General features: G+C 61.3%; 20 protein-coding genes. 10 read left to right on the top strand and 10 right to left on the bottom strand.

Annotation, left to right across the window (positions count from 1 at the left end):
* Positions 1–65: 65 nt before the first annotated feature.
* Entirely contained in the window at positions 66–1658 is a 1593-nt protein-coding gene (locus CXQ93_RS15895; protein WP_104111400.1) for a glycerol-3-phosphate dehydrogenase/oxidase, read from the bottom strand.
* A gap of 2 nt (positions 1659–1660) precedes the next feature.
* The gene (locus CXQ93_RS15890) at positions 1661–2326 is read right to left on the bottom strand and encodes a TetR/AcrR family transcriptional regulator (protein ID WP_104111399.1); all 666 of its coding nucleotides are present in this window, start codon (positions 2324–2326) and stop codon (positions 1661–1663) included.
* Positions 2327–2343: 17 nt separating this feature from the next.
* Here CXQ93_RS15890 and CXQ93_RS15885 point away from each other — a divergent pair, with 17 nt between their 5' ends.
* Both CXQ93_RS15885 and CXQ93_RS15880 read left to right on the top strand, forming a co-directional pair.
* Positions 2344–4053, top strand: a complete 1710-nt coding sequence (locus CXQ93_RS15885; protein ID WP_104111398.1) for an FAD-binding oxidoreductase — start codon at positions 2344–2346, stop codon at positions 4051–4053.
* Complete coding sequence (locus CXQ93_RS15880) at positions 4050–4883, top strand: SDR family oxidoreductase (protein ID WP_104111397.1); 834 nt, start codon at positions 4050–4052, stop codon at positions 4881–4883. The genes CXQ93_RS15885 and CXQ93_RS15880 overlap by 4 nt, the downstream gene beginning before the upstream one ends.
* 145 nt (positions 4884–5028) lie before the next feature.
* Here CXQ93_RS15880 and CXQ93_RS15875 read toward each other — a convergent pair whose 3' ends face one another.
* Positions 5029–5742 carry an SDR family oxidoreductase gene (locus CXQ93_RS15875; RefSeq protein WP_104111396.1) on the bottom strand — a complete coding sequence of 238 codons (714 nt, stop codon included), beginning with the start codon at positions 5740–5742 and terminating at the stop codon, positions 5029–5031.
* Positions 5743–5773: 31 nt separating this feature from the next.
* Positions 5774–6850: an alkene reductase gene (locus tag CXQ93_RS15870; protein ID WP_104111395.1), complete on the bottom strand. Its 1077-nt coding sequence runs from the start codon at positions 6848–6850 to the stop codon at positions 5774–5776.
* Positions 6851–7020: 170 nt separating this feature from the next.
* Between CXQ93_RS15870 and CXQ93_RS15865 the strand changes: the two genes are divergently transcribed.
* On the top strand, positions 7021–7623 hold the full coding sequence (locus CXQ93_RS15865) for a TetR/AcrR family transcriptional regulator (protein WP_104111394.1): 603 nt from the start codon (positions 7021–7023) through the stop codon (positions 7621–7623).
* 2 nt (positions 7624–7625) lie between these two features.
* On the opposite strand, the gene CXQ93_RS15860 is transcribed toward CXQ93_RS15865, so the two are convergent.
* Complete coding sequence (locus tag CXQ93_RS15860; RefSeq protein ID WP_104111393.1) at positions 7626–8114, bottom strand: helix-turn-helix domain-containing protein; 489 nt, start codon at positions 8112–8114, stop codon at positions 7626–7628.
* A gap of 174 nt (positions 8115–8288) precedes the next feature.
* Here CXQ93_RS15860 and CXQ93_RS15855 point away from each other — a divergent pair, with 174 nt between their 5' ends.
* Positions 8289–8810, top strand: coding sequence for a PaaI family thioesterase (locus CXQ93_RS15855; protein ID WP_104111392.1), 522 nt, complete (start codon positions 8289–8291; stop codon positions 8808–8810).
* A complete protein-coding gene (locus tag CXQ93_RS15850) occupies positions 8807–10075 on the top strand; it encodes an MFS transporter (protein WP_258069063.1) in 1269 nt (422 codons plus the stop codon). The genes CXQ93_RS15855 and CXQ93_RS15850 overlap by 4 nt, the downstream gene beginning before the upstream one ends.
* Before the next feature lie 70 nt (positions 10076–10145).
* Here CXQ93_RS15850 and CXQ93_RS15845 read toward each other — a convergent pair whose 3' ends face one another.
* Positions 10146–10511, bottom strand: a complete 366-nt coding sequence (locus CXQ93_RS15845) for a helix-turn-helix domain-containing protein (RefSeq protein WP_104111391.1) — start codon at positions 10509–10511, stop codon at positions 10146–10148.
* A gap of 84 nt (positions 10512–10595) precedes the next feature.
* Between CXQ93_RS15845 and CXQ93_RS15840 the strand changes: the two genes are divergently transcribed.
* Complete coding sequence (locus CXQ93_RS15840; protein ID WP_104111390.1) at positions 10596–10991, top strand: nuclear transport factor 2 family protein; 396 nt, start codon at positions 10596–10598, stop codon at positions 10989–10991.
* Positions 10992–11032: 41 nt separating this feature from the next.
* Here the strand turns inward: CXQ93_RS15840 and CXQ93_RS15835 are convergent, their stop codons facing one another.
* The gene (locus CXQ93_RS15835; RefSeq protein ID WP_146073240.1) at positions 11033–11413 is read right to left on the bottom strand and encodes a hypothetical protein; all 381 of its coding nucleotides are present in this window, start codon (positions 11411–11413) and stop codon (positions 11033–11035) included.
* 79 nt (positions 11414–11492) lie between these two features.
* Between CXQ93_RS15835 and CXQ93_RS15830 the strand changes: the two genes are divergently transcribed.
* From CXQ93_RS15830 to CXQ93_RS15820, 3 genes are read left to right on the top strand one after another with little or no spacing between them, the layout of a single operon-like run.
* Entirely contained in the window at positions 11493–11882 is a 390-nt protein-coding gene (locus CXQ93_RS15830; RefSeq protein ID WP_104111388.1) for an MmcQ/YjbR family DNA-binding protein, read from the top strand.
* Positions 11879–12232 (top strand): MmcQ/YjbR family DNA-binding protein, encoded by a 354-nt coding sequence (locus CXQ93_RS15825; RefSeq protein WP_104111387.1) that lies wholly within the window; start codon positions 11879–11881, stop codon positions 12230–12232. The genes CXQ93_RS15830 and CXQ93_RS15825 overlap by 4 nt, the downstream gene beginning before the upstream one ends.
* A 2-nt stretch (positions 12233–12234) precedes the next feature.
* Positions 12235–13557, top strand: coding sequence for a replication-associated recombination protein A (locus CXQ93_RS15820; protein WP_104111386.1), 1323 nt, complete (start codon positions 12235–12237; stop codon positions 13555–13557).
* A gap of 16 nt (positions 13558–13573) precedes the next feature.
* On the opposite strand, the gene CXQ93_RS15815 is transcribed toward CXQ93_RS15820, so the two are convergent.
* Positions 13574–13948: a helix-turn-helix domain-containing protein gene (locus CXQ93_RS15815; protein ID WP_104111385.1), complete on the bottom strand. Its 375-nt coding sequence runs from the start codon at positions 13946–13948 to the stop codon at positions 13574–13576.
* Positions 13949–14050: 102 nt separating this feature from the next.
* Between CXQ93_RS15815 and CXQ93_RS15810 the strand changes: the two genes are divergently transcribed.
* Positions 14051–14929, top strand: coding sequence for an SDR family oxidoreductase (locus CXQ93_RS15810; RefSeq protein ID WP_104111384.1), 879 nt, complete (start codon positions 14051–14053; stop codon positions 14927–14929).
* A 183-nt stretch (positions 14930–15112) separates the two neighbouring features.
* On the opposite strand, the gene CXQ93_RS20700 is transcribed toward CXQ93_RS15810, so the two are convergent.
* Both CXQ93_RS20700 and CXQ93_RS15805 read right to left on the bottom strand, forming a co-directional pair.
* Entirely contained in the window at positions 15113–15286 is a 174-nt protein-coding gene (locus CXQ93_RS20700; protein WP_181036185.1) for a hypothetical protein, read from the bottom strand.
* Between the two features lie 1196 nt (positions 15287–16482).
* Positions 16483–17547, bottom strand: a complete 1065-nt coding sequence (locus CXQ93_RS15805; RefSeq protein WP_104111383.1) for an aromatic acid exporter family protein — start codon at positions 17545–17547, stop codon at positions 16483–16485.
* Positions 17548–17631 lie beyond the last annotated feature (84 nt).

The following is a 17631-nucleotide window of genomic DNA, read 5'->3' as shown; positions in this document are numbered from 1 at the left end:
CGGCGCTGCATGCTCCAGAATTGTGACTCTACAGTCCTGTCAGAAAGGAATGCTGCTCCCAGAACTCAGGGGCTTGCTCCTTCGCCGGCGGCCAGTTTTGCTGCGAACGCCAGAATTTCGGCGGCCGGACTTTGGGCCTTATGTGCGTCCGCGGGCACGAAGCCCAACCGGGTGCGCCGTTCCAGCAGGTCTTCCACACTGGCGGCCCCTTCCGCCTGCACGGCGAACAGTAATTCCGCGCCGGTGATAGCCGTCCCGTCAAACAAGGTCTCCGCAAGGTGCGGGAACTGCCGGCCGAGAGCCTGCACGGTGGTGGCTTCGGTACCGTATTTCGCCACCAACCTAGCCGGTGCGGCGACGGCGCGCAGTTCCTTTGCAGACCCGGCACCCACGAGCGGCAGGGACTTGGTGCGGCAAGGAACGTCCAAACCGAGCCGGGAGGTGACGGCGTCCACCGCGTCCTGTGCCATGCGGCGGTACGTGGTCATTTTCCCGCCGACCACCGTAATGGGCGTGCCCGGGACGTCCCGGATCAGGTGACGCCGGGAGATGTCGGCGGTCCCCCCGGCGCCTGTGACGCCATGGTGTTTTGCAGCCTCCACCAGCGGCCGCAGTCCCGCGAAGGTGCCCACAATGTCTTCGCGGGTCAGCGGCACGGCCAAGGTGGTGTTGACAATGCCAAGGAGGAAGCCGACGTCGTACTCCGGCACCTGGGGATGGTGCCCGTTGGAGGTGTGGTCCTCCTCATCGGTCAGCCCAATGTAGACGACGCCGCCAGGCTGGGGCAGGACGAACACGTACCGGCCGAAGTGTCCCGGCACTGCGACGGTGTGTGCGGCGTGGGGATTGCCCAGGCGCTCTGCCCGAACCACCAGGTGCGTGCCGCGACTGGGTTTTACTCTCAGCAGTGGCTCGAAATCGGCACTCCACACCCCCGTGGCATTCACCACGGTGGCCGCCCCGATGAACACCGGCGCACCCGTTCGAGTGTCTATGGCGTCCACGCTCTCCGCTGTCACGGCCGTGGCCTTCACATCCCGCAGAATATGTGCACCCAGGCCAGCCGCTGTCCGGGCGACGCCGAGCACCAACCGGGCATCGTCGCTCAGCTGCCCATCCCAGTAAAGATAGCCGCGGCGCAGCGCCTTTCCATCCAGCGCCGGAACCAGGGCACCCACGGCCTGGCGGGACAGCAGTTGGGGCCGCGGCAGCACCGTGCTGCCCAGTCCGGAAAGCCTGCGCAACACATCATAAATGAGCGTTCCGGCGCCGGCCGCCAGACCTTCCCATGCGGGTGCACTGCGGGCGTCAGGAATGACAAATGCGAGCGGGTGGACCAGATGCGGGGCAATCCGGCTCATCAGCCAGCGCCGTTCCACTGCCGATTCCCAGGCAACAGGGAGATCCATCCTGGCCAGATATCGCAAGCCGCCGTGGATGAGCTTGGAGCTGTAGCCGCTGGTTCCGGAGGCCAGATCATGGCTCTCCAGCAGTGCCACGCTCAGGCCTCTGCTCACCGCATCCAGTGCCACCCCTGCCCCAGTGATGCCCCCACCAACAACCGCAACATCAACGGTGTGCCCGGCCAGGTGTGCCAGCGATCGCCGTCGTGTCTGGTCATTGATCCAGCTCGGATTCAGCGGGGCCACAGCGTCCATGGTCAGTGACCCTCAAGCTCATTGGTCAGAGGATTTTCTTCCACAGACGTGACGTTCGTGGCACCCTCAAGTTCAACACCCCCGGGGAGCGGCGGGGTGAGATAGCGCTCCAGCATTTTCGCCAGTTCCGTCAGGGAGTCGTCGAAGATGCCCATCTTCAGCAGCACCCGAGAGGACAGAGCGAGACCCTGGACAGCGAGCAGCAGCGTGACAGCTGTGCCAGCAGCCGGGGCAATGCTGCCGTCGGCGGCGCCAGCGTCGAGCAGTCCCTGCAACTGCTCGAGGATGAGTTGCTGGCTTGCCCCGAATCTGTCAGTGACATAGGGGATCAGGAATTCCGGGTCGCGCTCGGAAATGGAGGCCAGTAGCTCTGACGTGGCAAAAAGCCGCACATTTTCCACAGCGAAGTGCACCAGCTGCTCGCGTCCGGAACCGGCTGGCGTACCCGACCACACAGCCCCGGTGTAGCTGCGGAACTCCTGGGTCAGAGCCGCCAAAACAGCGTTTTCCACCGATCCCATACGGCGATAAAACGTCATGCGGGAGATGCCGGCCCGTTCGGCAATGTCATTGGCTGTGGTTCGCCGCACGCCGTGCAGCACCACGGATTCCCGGATGGCAGCCAAGAGCTTCGCATCTGCCGACGCGCTGGTACGTTGAGACTTCATGTGTAACACTGTAACTCATGGTGTCGCAGATCACAGAGGAAATTGGTCGCTCGGTTTGGTACGGCTGGGGCGAGCCGTCACGTGCCAAACCCCTGTCCCCCGGCGCATTGGAGTATTTACGCCGAACACTCCAGCTCACCACGGTTGCCGCCAACCACCCATCCGTTAGCCTGGCTGACGTCCGAGTGGGAGCCATCAGCATGGGCGACGAGGTACTGGTTGAACTCCGGGCCATCACGGGGGCGCAGCACGTCACAACGGACGCCACTGAACGGATCCTGCACGCCGGCGGCAAGAGCACGCCGGACCTCCTGCGGCGCCGCAGCGGCGACGCGCTCGATGCCCCCGACGCCGTGGTCTTCCCCGGTAGCAGCGAAGAGATCAGGAACATTCTGGCTCTGTGCGTGCAACGAAAAATTGCGGTTGTGACGTTTGGCGGGGGCACGTCAGTGGTGGGCGGAGTGGAACCCCTGCGTGGACGGTTCGACGGCGTCATCACCCTTGACATGCGGCGCATGGACCGGCTGCTGCACCTAGATCCGCTGTCCCGCACAGCAACTTTTGAGGCCGGTATTAGGGGGCCCGCTATCGAAGCGGCGCTGGCCCCGCACGGTTTCACGCTGGGCCATTTTCCACAGAGCCACCAGGAGGCAACGCTGGGCGGCTACGTCGCGACCCGCTCCTCCGGCCAGTCCTCCACCGGCTACGGCCGCTCGGACCAGATGGTCAAAAGCGCCCACCTCGAGACGCCCCAGGGACCCTTCACCGCGGGCTCCCCCGCGCCTGGCACGGCTGCAGGTCCGAAGCTGCTCGACGTCGTCGTCGGCAGCGAAGGCACCCTGGGTGTCATCACGAGTGCAACGCTGAAGGTGTCCCCGGCACCCGCTGACAAGGTCTACGGTTCTTGGGCCTTCCCCACCTTTGCGGCCGGGGCCGACGCCCTCCGCCAGCTCATGCACGACGGCGCCCGCGGCGATATGCCGCACGTCTGCCGATTGAGCGACACTGCTGAGACGGCGTCGAGCCTCAACCTCGGCGGATGGAAGACTGCAGCACTGTCACACTATCTCTCAGCCCGCGGCCACAAGACCCCCGCCTTGGCACTCTTTGTGTGGGAGGGCGGCGGCCACCAGATCCGGGCACGGAGGCGCCGCAGCGCAAGAATCCTGCGCCGAGCCGGAGGCATCCCGCTCGGGCCGCTGCCAGGTAAATCCTGGGAGCACGGACGGTTCAGTGGCCCCTATCTGCGAGATGAGTTGCTGACCCGTGGCGTCTATGTGGAAACCCTGGAAACCGCCGCGACGTGGGGCCAGATGGCGCAGACCTACCGCAGTGTCCGGCAAGCCATCCTCGACGCGCTAGGGGACCGGGGCGCAGGGGCCTACGTCCAGACACACATCTCCCATGTGTATTCCGACGGCGCCTCGCTGTATTTCACTTTTCTCTCCGGACTGGAGGAGGACGGCTTGGCGCAGAATGCCCGGGTCAAAACGGCCGCTTCTGAGGCGATCGTCGCGGCCGGCGCCACGATCACTCACCATCACGCCGTGGGAATGGATCACGTCCCCTATCTTGGCGCAGAAATCGGCAGCCTGGGCATCGAGGTGCTCGCCGGCATTAAGGACACCCTCGATCCCGAGGGCATCATGAACCCGGGCAAGCTCATCCCCTTCACACGTCCGCAGCGCTACCCACCCATCACACCTAACGCCAAGGAGCAATCATGAATGGCACCATCGAATCCCTGAGCAATGCCACCGTCCTCATCACCGGAGCCGCCATGGGAATGGGCAGGATGTACGCGCAGCTAGCGGTTGCCGACCACGCCGCCCACGTGGTTCTCTGGGACATCAACGAAGAGCAGCTGGCGGCGGCGGCGGCTGATCTGAGCGGCCGCGGCTCAACGATCCACAGTTATGTGGTGGATGTCAGCAAGCTGGAGGACATCGAGGCGGCCGCGGAGAAGGTGCGCAACGACGTCGGAACCCCCGACATTCTCATCAACAACGCCGGCATAGTGCGCGGTAAGTATTTTTGGGAGCACGACCAGCGCAGCGACATTGCTGCGACGATGGCCATCAATACGCTGGCGCTGATGCACATCACCCGGGAATTCCTACCCGCCATGATCGAGGGCGGCAGGACATCGCGAATCGTGAATGTGGCCTCGGCGGCCGGACTGCTGGCCAACCCGCGCATGAGCGTTTACTCCTCATCCAAGTGGGCCGTGATTGGCTGGAGCGACTCCTTGCGGCTGGAACTGGTGCAGGCGGGCCACGACCACGTCAAGGTGACAACGTTCTGCCCCTCGTACATCAAGACAGGCATGTTTGAAGGGGCCCGCGGGCCGCTGCTGACCCCACTCATGGAACCGGAAGCCGTGACCGAACGCGTGTGGCGGGCCATGAAGGAAGGCACACCCATCCTGATGATGCCGTGGACGGTGAAACTGGGCTCTGCCCTGCGTGGCGTCCTGCCCACAGCAGCTTGGGATGTGGTGGCTGGGCGGGTGTTTGGCGTCTACAAATCCATGGAGCACTTCACCGGCCGGAAATAGGAAGCCGAGCACAGCATCCTGAGGAAATTTCTGCGCATCCCGCCCCGACGCAAATCATGACGGCCAAGGATGCCCACCAGCGCAGGGTTAACCAGTACCGGGGCCGCACATGCTGCGCGGCCCCGGTACTGGTCCATCCCGTGATTTACAGCTTTGCGTCTGCCAGCTGTGGGTAGAAGTTTTCCAGAGGAGCGCTAAGTCCGGCTTTAAGGTTGATGGAAGTGTCGTCAGCCAACACCTCATACTCCCCCGCCTCGACAGCGTCGAACACTACGTGAACCAGATCCGCGGGGTCCTTCTTCGGATCGTTGGAGTGGGCGGCCATGGCCGTGTCAACATAGGCGACGTGGACTCCCACCACGTGAACGCCGGCCGGCGCCAGCTCCAGGCGCAGGGAGTTCGTTGCCGACCACAGCGCTGCCTTGGTTGCGCTGTAGATTCCGGCGACGGCGTACCAGCTCAGCGCGGAGTGGATGTCAATGATGACCGCTCCGGTCTTGGCCGACAGGATCGGTGCGAAGGCGCGGGCCAAAAAGAGCGGACCCAGGAAGTTCGTTTCCACATTGGCCCGGATTTCCGCATCCGTGTGGCTCAAAATGCCGGGGGTGGATGTGGAGGCTCCGGCGTTGTTGATCAGCACCGTCACATCCGGTGCCGCCGCAACGGCTGCTTGGATCGAGGCGGAGTTGGTGACATCCAAGGTCAGCGGCACAATCCGCTCGTCATCCCACGCACGCGGGGTGCGGGCGGAGGCATAGACCTTGGCCGCGCCACGGGCCAGGGCTTGATGGACAAAATGAGTGCCGATGCCGCCGTTTGCTCCGGTGACAAGTACAACTGCTCCCTTAAGTGAGGGCATGGTTTTTCCTACTTTCTGCATTTATGGGTTGTTAGGCGTTCGCCAGGACGGGGTAATCGGTGTATCCGGATTCGCCGCCACCGTAGATCGTGGCGGGGTCCAAATCGTTCATGGGAGCCTGGGCACGCAGTCGCTCGACGACGTCGGGGTTGGCCAGAGCCATGCGCCCCACGGGTGCAATATCGGCAAAGCCAGCATCGATGTCGGCGGCGATCTGCTCGCGGGTGCGGCCATAGCGGACCACGAGAACCGCCGTCGGCCATACCTCACGGAAGGACTGCAACAACTCATCATCTCCTACGTGGTGCAGGTGCAGATAGGCCAAGTTCAGGCCGGCCAGCTCACCGACCAGGTGCCCATACTGAACCCGCACATCGGCAACCTCACCTTCGTTGATGCCGCCCAACGGCATTGACGGGGACAGGCGAATGCCCACACGGTCTGCGCCGATCTCCTGCGCCACAGCACGGGCCACCTCAATGACAAAGCGGGAGCGGTTCTCGATTGACCCACCGTAGGAATCGGTGCGGTGGTTCGCATTTGGGGAAAGAAACTGGTGCAGCAGGTACCCGTTCGCACCATGAATCTCCACGCCGTCGGCACCGGCAGCAATCGCGGACGCAGCGGCGTGGACAAACTCGGCGATCGTGGCTTGGATATCCTCGATGCTCAGTTCACGCGGCACCGGCGTCTGCTGCTGTCCGCTCGGGGTGCCAATGTCCACACCGGCGGAGATGGCCGACGGCGCTACCGGCTGACGGTGATGCGGGGTGTTGTCCGGGTGAGAGGTCCGGCCCGCGTGCATCAGCTGGATGAACAAGGATCCCCCACCGCTATGCACAGCATCAGCGACTTTCCGCCAGCCCGCAATGTGCTCTGGCGTATAGATGCCGGGCGTGTTCGCATAACCCTGACCGTCGGCCGAGGGCTGGGCACCTTCGGTGATCAACAGCCCCAAGGAAGTGCGCTGACCGTAGTACTCAGCGACAAGATCGCCTGGAGTTCCGTCAGCCTGAGCCCGGTTACGCGTCATCGGTGCCAGTGCGAGTCGGTGTGAAAGCTCCACACGGCCCAGAGTGAATGGTTGCCACAGAGAAGACAAAGTCATGGGGAAAATGTTCCTTCTAGTTAGGGAGGGCATAGTACCGGCGCTACGGCACGCGAAGCTGGGAGCTCCGGTCCGTCATGGGAGAATGAGGGGACCCACATCCATTCCCAAGCAGTACCGACTATACTCATAACTGAGGGTAGTCATACTTTATTCCTGAAAGGACCAGCGTGCCAGAATCATCCCCGCCTCTGGGGCGGCGAGAGCGGAACAAGCAAGCCAAACTTGACCGCATCATTGCCGCCGCCGACGAGCTGTTTTTCGACCATGGCGTGGATGATGTCACCACGGCGCAAATTGCCGCAAAGGCCGACATTGGCTCTGGCACCCTGTTTCTCTATGCCAAGTCCAAAGGCGAATTATTGCTGATGGTGCAAAACTCCAGCTATGCCAACTCGCTGGTACGGGGCAGGACTGCCGCGGAGAAAATCCCCCAGACGCTAGAGGCCGTCATGGCGATCCTCACCGAGGTGGTGCACTGCAACCGAAAGCAAGTCGAGAACGGCCGGACGTACCTACGCGAAATGGTCTTCGGTGACCCGGAAGAACCACACAGACGCGCAGCGCTCGAGCTCTCGCAACAGACGCAGGAGGCCATCGCCGCGGTCCTTCAACGAGATCAACTCATTGACTCCTCCCATGCCACCACACTGGCCCGCGTCATCTCCGCCATCATGTTCCTGACCATGGCCAGCAGTGTCAACGCAACAGCTGGTATGGAAGAAATTATCCAGAGCATCCGCGGGCAGGTTGCTGCGATCCTCCCCCAATAGCGTCAGTTGGGGCTGCTCGCTTCATCCAGTGCGGGGAAACGAAGGAACTCCACATCCTCATGGTTCACTATCTGGCCTCGAGTATTGACCAAGGCAACGCTGACGCGCTCCCGAGCCTCGCCGATCACCGGAATCACGCTGGAGCCTGGCCCGTGCGGAAGGTGCACCTCACCCCACTGTTGCATCGCCACTAGGACGAGCTTTAATTCTTCCCCGGCAGAGGTAAGGACATAGGCATGGCGTGTGCGCTGCCCCAGCTCTTGGTACGGCACCTTCTCCAACACCCCGTGATCGACCAGCGCGTTGAGGCGGGCCGTCAAAACGTCTGTGGCGATGCCTAAAGATTCTCGGAACTGTGCGAACGTGCGCCGTCCAAGCAGCGCCTCGCGCAGCAGGAGAAAACTCCAGGGATCACTGAGTACCCCAAGAGATCTGGCAATAGCGCACTGGCTACCCAAGGCATCCACGAGAATTCGTGATTTTGGGGGCATGATCGCCTCCTTTCCAAAGCTGCTCAGCGTGCATCAGCAACTTGCCCAAGGGTGACTCGATCTGTCATATTCACCCTGAGTTGCTTTAACCAAGCTAGCATAAGCTCGGGTGTAGCTGCCTCGTTTGTGAAGCTCAGCGGACGGAGGCAAAATCTAGCAATCAAAGGAAATCCTGTGACGCAACAGTCCGAGCCGCCAACACACCGTTCGCGCACCATCAACTACCAGAGTCCCGAAGCGGACAAGGGGAAACTATTTGAACAGACAGGCATCGAGGCGCTGCGTGCCCTGATTGCCGGGACCGCCCCGCCACCACCCATTAGTAGTCACATTGGGCTGGAATTTGTGTCCGTCTCTGACGGCGACGTCGTCATGACCGCGCAACCCGATGAGTCCCATTACAACCCGATCGGCTCGGTGCACGGCGGATTCTTTGCGACGGTTCTTGACTCGGCATGCGGGTGCGCCGTGCACAGCACCTTGCCGGCAGGCGTTGGCTACACGAGCCTGGAGATCAAGGTTTCCTTCCTCCGCCCTATCACCGCCGAAACCGGAGCAGTCACAGCACACGGCTGGGTCACCCGCCGCGGCAGAAGCGCCTCCTTTGCTGAGGCGGACATCCGTGACAGCGAGGGGCGCGTGCTGGCCACCGCTTCGAGTACCTGCCTGATCATCCAGCCTGGCCCCACCCAATGAAACGCACAGAGGCGGCCTTGACGCGCAACGGCTCCGCCCCTCGCTCTGCCCGCGGGTCAGGAGTGCTGGGCAAGCGCGGGGCATTCCTGTCCGCAGCGTTCGTGCTCGCCCTGGTGCTTTGGTCCTCCGGGGCGCCGAGCACGCTGTACCCAAGTTACGCCGAGAAATGGGACCTCGCCCCGGTAGTCATTACCAGCATCTTCGCCACCTATCCCCTAGCCCTCATCGTCGCGTTGCCCCTCTTCGGCAACCTCTCCGATCTCTATGGCAGGCGATTGGTCATGATCGGCGGAGTGCTACTGATCGCCCTCTCCACCCTGCTGTTCGCGTTCGCACCACACGTTGGCTTCCTGTTCGCTGGGCGAGCACTGCAGGGGATCGGCTCCGGCCTAGCCATGGGAGCGGCAACTGTTTCACTGATCGAGAACAACCCGCGCAGCAACCCCCGATTCGCCAGCACCATGGCCACAGTGGCTACAGCGACTGGGCTAACGCTGGCCCTATTCGTCAGCGGACTGCTGTCCCAGTTCGCACCACTCCCCCTGGTGCTGAGCTACATCGTTTTGTTCGTGCTGGCCCTGGCCACGATGACCACCCTGCTCATGACTCCGAGCGACCGTCCTCCGACACGGCATCGATGGCGCCCTCAAGCACCCCACGTACCCCGCGGAATCCGGCTCAGTTTTATGATCGCCACACTATCTGTTGTGCTGGCTTACTCCATGGGCGCGATCTTCCTCTCGCTCGGGGCACACATGATCTCCGCGTTCGCTCAGACCGACAACAAGGCAATCACCGGGGCGCTTCTGGCAACCTCGGCCGCGTCCATAGGCCTCACCGCACTGCTACTGGGGCGTGTTCCTGCCCGTGCCCAGATATGGGCAGGGACCGCACTGACGGTGCTCAGCCTTGCCATCATGGTTGCCGCGAGCATCTACGGATCAGTCTGGCTCTTCCTGAGTTGGTGCTTGGTGGGTGGCATCGCCTACTCCCTGACATTCACCGGCGGGCTTGGCCTCATCAACAGCGTCGCACCCAAGCACCATCGCGGCGCCACGCTCTCCTTCCTCTACCTCATCGCCTACTTCTTTCAAGCAGGCACGGCCATCGGAGTCGGCGCGCTTGCTTCAAGCGGCACCCTCAGCAATGCCGTGACCGCCGCGGCGGCCACCCTGACATGCCTTTGCCTCCTCGCTGTCATCCTGCTCAAGCTACCGGCCCGCGGTGGGCCACAAGGTGTTGATCCGCTCAGCGGTTCGGGGTAGGACTGCGTCCGAGCTGCTCAACCAGACTTTCTCGCTTGGAAAAAAGGGAAGGTACACGTTGATGCGCCCTTTATCGGTTGGCGTCATAGGAGTTGCGGGAACGCTCTACCTCTTCAATATTCGCCTCGGCCCATCTTCCTAGGGCGGTCAGGGGCTCCTGAAGGGTCCGCCCCAGATCTGTCAGCGCGTACTCCACACGCGGGGGCATTTCATCGAAGGACTTTCGGGACACAATGCCATCGCGCTCAAGGTCACGCAATGTGTCAGTCAAAACCTTCCCGCTAATTCCTTGGACTGCTTGTCGAATATGCCCAAAGCGAAGCGAGCCCCCACTGAGGGCAATGACAATCATTGCTGTCCATTTATTCGCGATCCGAGCCAATGACGTCCGTGACGGACATGTGGCGACCATAACGTTCCATTCAGGGTGAGTCATTAACAATCTCCTTTAGTTACGTTGAGGTAACAGGTTACCAAATGTAATCATGGACAAGTTCGCAAACAAACCAGGGAGAAAACAATGATGGAACTGACACCCGCGGCCATCGCGGCCGCATATTTTGACGCTCTTGGACGGGGAGACGTGTCCACAGCCATGGGCTTGCTGGATGCCCGGGTGGTTTGGCACCAACCCGGAGCAAATCGCTTTTCAGGTGACCACACCGGCATCGAAGGGGTCGGCGCATTACTGAGCGGCATGATGGACGTCAGCGAAGGTAGTTTCCAGCTCTCCGTTACGGGAGCGTCGATGGTCAACGGTGAGCTTGTTGCGGTGCCGGTTCGATTTACCGGCACACACACTCAAGGCTCCATGGACATGGGCGGAATCGACCTACTCACCATCCGCGACGGCAAAATCATCGAGGTTCACCTGTTCTCCGAAGACGGCCGGGCCGAAGACATCTTCTGGGGGTAGGGCCGTCTCGGCCACCGATTAGGCCACCGATTAGGCACCCGTTAGGCACCCGTCGCGCTTACAGCGAATAGCTCGGGCCCACTTCGCGCACCCTTCACGAGCTCGCTCGTGAAGGGTGCGCAGATCTTCAGGGGCAGGGAAATGGAATCAAAGTTCATGCGCCATTGCCTACCTTGAGGGATTTCCAGCTCCCTCTTCATTGCAGCAACCGCCTCAGCCCAGAAGCTGGTTTCACCAGGGAGCGAGGGTTTGTTCGGCACGATGCCGTTTGGCGTGGACTGGGTGGAGCTGTCGAGGATGGCGTGGTCGGCGTCGACGACGTTTGCGCAGATCACCTCACGCGTCATCCGCAGGATGTGGGACCGTCGTCCCGGGTTGTTCGGTTTACCCTTCCGCACGTGCGCCCGTCCCGGCAAAGACACGCCTGTACCTCGGTCCACACACTGGGATACCCTCGTTCATGCCAGTCAGGTTCATATCAATAACTTCAGGAGGAGCGCCTTGGACGGTGACACGCTGCAGCAGCAAGCACGCGACCGGGTCGAGGAGCTGCCGGGGGCTGAAATCGTCTACCCCTTTGGTCTCGACTGGGAGGTGTTCAAAGTCCGCGGCAAGGTCAACATGCTGATGACAGACGTCATCGGGGAACCGATCGTGATCGTCAAGGCAGATCCGGAAAACAGTAAAACTCTTCGCGAGAACCACAGGGACATTACGCCGGGATTCCACATGAACAAGAAACACTGGATTACCTTGAATCCAGGAGAAACTCTGCAAAAAAATCTCGTCGAGGACCTCGTCACCGAGTCCTACCTACTGGTGGTCGAGAATCTTCCACGCGCGAAACGCCCCGTCGATCCCGAGATCTTCGGCGACCGGAGGGGACTGTGATCCCTTCGGGCGAGCAGCTGCAGCAACACGCCCGCGAGAGCGCCGTGAAGCTCCAGGCAGTCACCCATGGGCGCCCGTTCACGGCCCACCTAGACGTGTGGAAGGTGCATGAGAAGGTTTTCCTCATCGTCACTGACGACGATCCGGACCTGCAAATCATCACGGTGAAGGCCGACCCACATCACGGGGATGCGCTCCGCCGTGATTTCAACTCCATCACCATGGGCCGCTATTTTAACAAGCAGCATTGGATCTCGATCGGACCCGGCGAGGGGATCACCACTGAGCTGATCGGAGACTTGGTGCTCGATTCCTATGACCTCGCCAACCCTCCCCACCGGGAGCAGTAGACGTGAGCGATACGCCGTCGTTATTCGAGGTCGACGACGCCTCCCGCCCTCTGGCTGATCGGCTCCGCCCGCGCGCCCTGCAGGACGTCCTCGGGCAGGACCATCTACTCGCCGCGGAAGCGCCGATCGGGCGCATGGTTGACGCTCAGCGACTCGTCTCGATGGTGCTTTGGGGGCCGCCGGGATGCGGGAAGACCACTATCGCGCGCCTCCTCGCCGAGCAAACCAACCTTGCGTTCGAACAACTCTCCGCAACTTTCTCCGGCGTCGCGGATCTTCGCAAGGTGTTTGAGCTCGCGCAACGTCGGCGCGAGATTGGTCAGGGCACGCTGCTATTCGTCGACGAGATCCACAGATTCAATCGCGCCCAGCAAGACTCATTCCTGCCTTACGTCGAAGACGGCACCGTCATCCTCGTCGGCGCGACCACAGAAAACCCCAGCTTCGAACTCAACGGCGCACTGCTCTCCCGCTGCCAAGTTTTCGTTCTCCGGCGCCTCGACGATGCCGCGCTGCGCACCCTCATCACCCGCGCCGAAGCACTCTTCGGTTGGCCACTACCCCTCACTGATGAAGCACGCGAGGCGCTCACTGCCATGGCCGACGGCGACGGCCGGTACCTGCTGAATATGATCGAACAAGTACAAGGCCTACCCGCCCCCGTCGACTCGGCCGCCCTCGCTGCCGCCGTGCAGAAACGAGCACCGCTCTATGACAAATCGCAGGAAGGCCATTACAACCTCATCTCCGCACTCCACAAGTCAATGCGCGGTTCCGACCCCGACGCTGCACTCTACTGGCTGGCAAGGATGCTTGACGGCGGCGAAGACCCCCTCTTCATTGCCCGTCGCATCACTCGATTCGCCACCGAAGACATTGGCATGGCCGACCCGAACGCCGTCCATCAAGCCCTCGCAGCCTGGGACGTCTACGAACGACTCGGATCACCCGAGGGAGAACTCGCCATCGCCCAAGCTGTCATCTACCTCGCGACCGCGCCGAAGTCGATCGGCGTGTACCGCGGATTCAGCAAAGCACTGGCCGCCGCCAAACGAACCGGCTCCCTCATGCCACCCGCTCATATCCTCAACGCCTCCACCCGATTGATGAAGGACCTCGGCTACGGCAAGGGCTACGTCTATGACCCCGATACTGAAACCGGATTCTCTGGCGCAAACTACTTCCCTGACGGCCTGCGCCGAGAGACCTACTACGAACCCACCACCCTCGGGTACGAGCGGGCCATCTCCGAACGGTTACGCCACTGGGCTGCGCTCCGGGACTCTTCCACCAGTGGCCCAACACCCGAAGCCGACGCCATCTAGATCATCTGCTCACTCATCATGACCCGTTGACGATGTCCTCTGCGTTCTCGTTGATCCATTCCAATAAGGGGATGAGGAGCGCAACAAGGTCAAGGCCGCGGCTGGTCAGGCTGTAGTCAACCCGAGGCGGAATGATCGGCTGGGCGTCGCGATGGACAAATCCATCGCCTTCGAGCGTCTTGAGAGTTTGGGCGAGCATCTTTTCACTGATGCCCTCGGTTCGACGGCGCAATTCGCTCCAGCGCTGGGGGCCCTGGGCCAAAGCCACAAGGATAAGCACACCCCACTTGCTGGAGACGTGATCGAGCACCGTCCTGCTCGGACATGCGGCCGGAAAAATGCCGCCCATGAGAGGGGCGAGCGGCTGGACTGATTGGGTACTTACTTTCATGTATGTACCTTACCTTTAAGTGCGTACTCTCCTTTCGGAAGAAATGCCGCACAGCTGCTGTTGGCACAGGTGAAAGACTTCCCCCAACGAACGGATTCCCACATGAGCATTGTTATCACCGGCGCAACAGGCCAGCTTGGCCGCCTCGTCGTCGAAGCACTTCTTGACCTGAATGTTCCTGCCGGACAACTCGTGGCCACGGGCCGGGACCTGGCCAAGCTTGACGACCTTGCGGACCGCGGCGTTCAGGTTCGCGCGATCGACTACAGCGACTCGGCATCCCTGCGCGAGGCGTTTTCTGGTGCCGATAAAGTACTGCTGGTCTCCGGAAGCGAAGTGGGCCAGCGACTCCCGCAGCACCTCAATGTCATCGCCGCGGCCAAGGAAGCCGGTGTCAGCCTGATTGCCTACACCAGCATCGCCAACGCTGACACGACAGGCATGGCTCTGGCTGCCGAACATCAAGCCACAGAAGTTGCCTTGCGCGAGTCCGGTATGCCGTTTGTCCTGCTGCGCAACGGCTGGTACCTAGAGAACTACACTGAGCAACTTGGCAACTTCCTCCAGCACGGAGCCGTGCTCGGCAGCGCCGGTGAAGGCCGCGTCAGCGCAGCCAGCAGGGCTGACTATGCTCACGCTGCGGCAGCAGTGCTACTCGGCGACGATCAGGCAGGGAAGGTCTACGAGCTTGGTGGAGATACTGCCTTCACACTGGGTGAACTCGCCGAATCGGTCACCGCCGCCACCAGTCAACCGGTCATCTACCAGCAGCTGCCGGCGGAAGATTACACACAGGCTTTGGTCGGGGCTGGAGTGCCCGAACAATTTGCCCAGATCCTGGCCGACAGCGACCTGGGCATCGCCCGTGGCGATTTGCTCGTCACCGGCGGCGCGCTGCAGGCACTGATCGGGCGCCCCTCGACACCTCTGTCAGTCGCGGTTCAGGCAGCTGCCGAGGCACTCTCAGCTGCAAAAGCCTAACGAATTCGAGGACATCGAGCGCTATGTTCTGAGCACTACCAACGGAGCAGTACCCGCCTTGTAATGGTGCATACACAGTTGGGCCCCCGGAATTCCGGGGGCCCAACTGTGTATGACCGTATTTCTCACGGCGGCACTTCAGGTTTAGACACCAGCGCCACTGAGACCGGCGACGCCTACCGATTATGCCTCGGTGACGCTCACGGTGAATTGATTGGGCCCACTTCGTATGACCCTCACGAGGTCTCGCGGTGCATTGGCCTTTGTGGAAACGTGCGCAATCGCAGTTTCCAAGGTGAGGTCCATCGTGGAGCGGTCCCAGATCTTCAGGGTCAGGGAGTTGGATTCAAAGTTCATGCGCCATTGCTTTCTTTGAGTGTTTGCCGGCTGCCTCCTCATTGAGGCAACAACGTCAGCCTATTCCAGCAAACGCACCTAAAGGGGCGCGGTGTGACTGAGAACATAACCAGTCGGGGCCGTGAACTGCAACGACGTCATGTTTGGTAAAGAAGTCACGAGTAATGAACACGCGATCATCGAGGAAGCATCCCGGCCTATGCTTACAACAGGTTGTAGTAACACCGTGATCAAACGGGTTTCTAGATCGCCGATTGAGTCCATACTGTGATTCATCTTTCAGCATGTGAGTATGTTGTGGGTGATTGGCAGCAGAAGTACTTCAGCTCTTGACCTGCGTGAGGCAGCGAGGCCTCTCATGGACGACATGCGAGCTGTGGTCGGTTGGCAAATAGAGACTCGCGAATGTTCCGGCGGAGCGGCTAACCCCTCCAAGGGGAGGGTCATCCGGGATACTGATTTACAGCCATGGCGGCGGCCTGGCATTCTCCCTGGCCAAGTACCTGAGTAACAACTCCCACCCGATGCCGGCTTCCTTGGGGCTGATCTGCCTTTGGTTGGACCTGGCCAGCGACTCACACCGCACGCGCTCGGATTTAAATGACCCGTTGATCGAGTGCGGCACGATTCGCGACTGGCTTGTTCCCTACATCGGGGGTGGCGACGCGTTTGACCCTCCGGTCCCCAGTTGGTGGGGACTTTCAGGACTGCCTCCCATCGTTATGCAATCCTCCGGCGCTGCGCTGATCACCACCCTCGACTGCACGGTTCCTGCCGTTCCTCCTGGTGATCATCGCCGGTACGGCGCGCCACACCGCCGTCCTATCCGCAAATAGTCCAACGTGGCGTCCACGCCTGCAGCTGGCCGGCCAACACCAAGCACCTCCAGCCCGGTCCGCACAGGTGTCGCTTGTGGTTGCCTCGGAGTTCAAGTAGCCGTTCAAGTTTTGGTCAGTAACCTGTTCATGGAATTTGGGCATATTGCGGGATCCGAGCCGTTAGGACTGATCGCTTCACATGCAGCATCACGACAGCGTAAATCCCGGCTCCACGGTCGCAACGAGCGGAGGATCTGCTCTTTCCTTCCGGTGACTCCCGGCAGCTGACTGAGTTGCACTTCGCCGAGGTGCGCACAGCCTCCGGAACGCCAGCGATTGGGAGTACGGCCACCGTCGGCACTAGAGAAGCCAGAGAGGTCAGCTTTCATCATCGTCAAGTACGCTGTGCCTCAACACCGTGAGGATCCGCTGCACATCCAGTGCGACTGCGGCCCCTGGATTCAGCGCGAAGGAGCCCTCACCGTTGGCGCTAGCGAGCGCAGTGGTGAGTCGGCCCAGGGCATCGCTAGCGCCGTCGAACGACTCGACATCAATTCTTCCCTCTTCCCATGCCCTCACTAGCTCGGCAAGACTTTGAAGGCAATCGCTGACGGGTTCGCTCAGCTCTGCCGTGAGATGGAGTTCCAGGGGCCCGTGCCAGATAGATCCTGAGAGCACCTCGGTGATGTCACGAATGTAAATTGTGACGTTCTCCAATGCCTCCAAGTCTCCCTGACTCTCCCGCACTAGACGGTGACGGGAACGGCGATAAGCTCGAGGATTGGCCTTGTGGCTCTCACGGGCCTCGTGGACGGCACCGCGGATCTCGTTGACGGAAGCGGCCATCACGTCATGACGGCCAGCCCAGTCCTCATGTTTAGGCGGCCATTGTTCGGTGAGTGCCTTGGCCATATCCTCGAGTTGGCCAATAAGAACCTGGCGCCCGCGTGAAATATGAAGTCGGGCATCATCAAGGGTCAATGGCGGGAAAATGGTGACATTGATGACCAAACCCACCACTACGCCGAGCCCCATTTGGAGCGCATATCCTGCTGAAAAGGCATCGGCGTTGCTGCCGCCAATGATCAGCACCAGGAGCGTCGCCACGGGCACGTATTCCTTGCCTGCTCCCAAACGAGGCTGGCCGGCCAGCAATACACCCACCCCCACGGCAAGGGAGATTGTCACGATATTCGGGGTACCCAACAACAAAACCCCGACAGCTAGCAGGATGCCCAACGTCAATCCAATGAGCGTCTGAAATCCGACCCGGACTGATCCCATAAAGGTCGCAGACATGCTCACGAGTGCCCCCAGCGGGGCGTAATAAGGATAGTCGTCGGCGGTTCCGGGCATATGAAGTCCCAGAAACCAAGCCACGCCCACCGCCAAGGCAGCCTTGGCGGCAAGCAGGAGTCGCTGGCCGGTGACCGTCGACTTCATCCAATTTCTCAAGCCGCCGAGCACTTTGTGTCCGGGGATAAGGAGCCCCCTGCGACATTGTCGGCCGCTGCAGCCCCATTTGCC

The sequence above is a fragment of the Arthrobacter sp. N199823 genome, from assembly GCF_002929705.1.
GTDB lineage: Bacteria > Actinomycetota > Actinomycetes > Actinomycetales > Micrococcaceae > Specibacter.
This window is presented reverse-complemented; position numbering and strand designations above follow the sequence as displayed.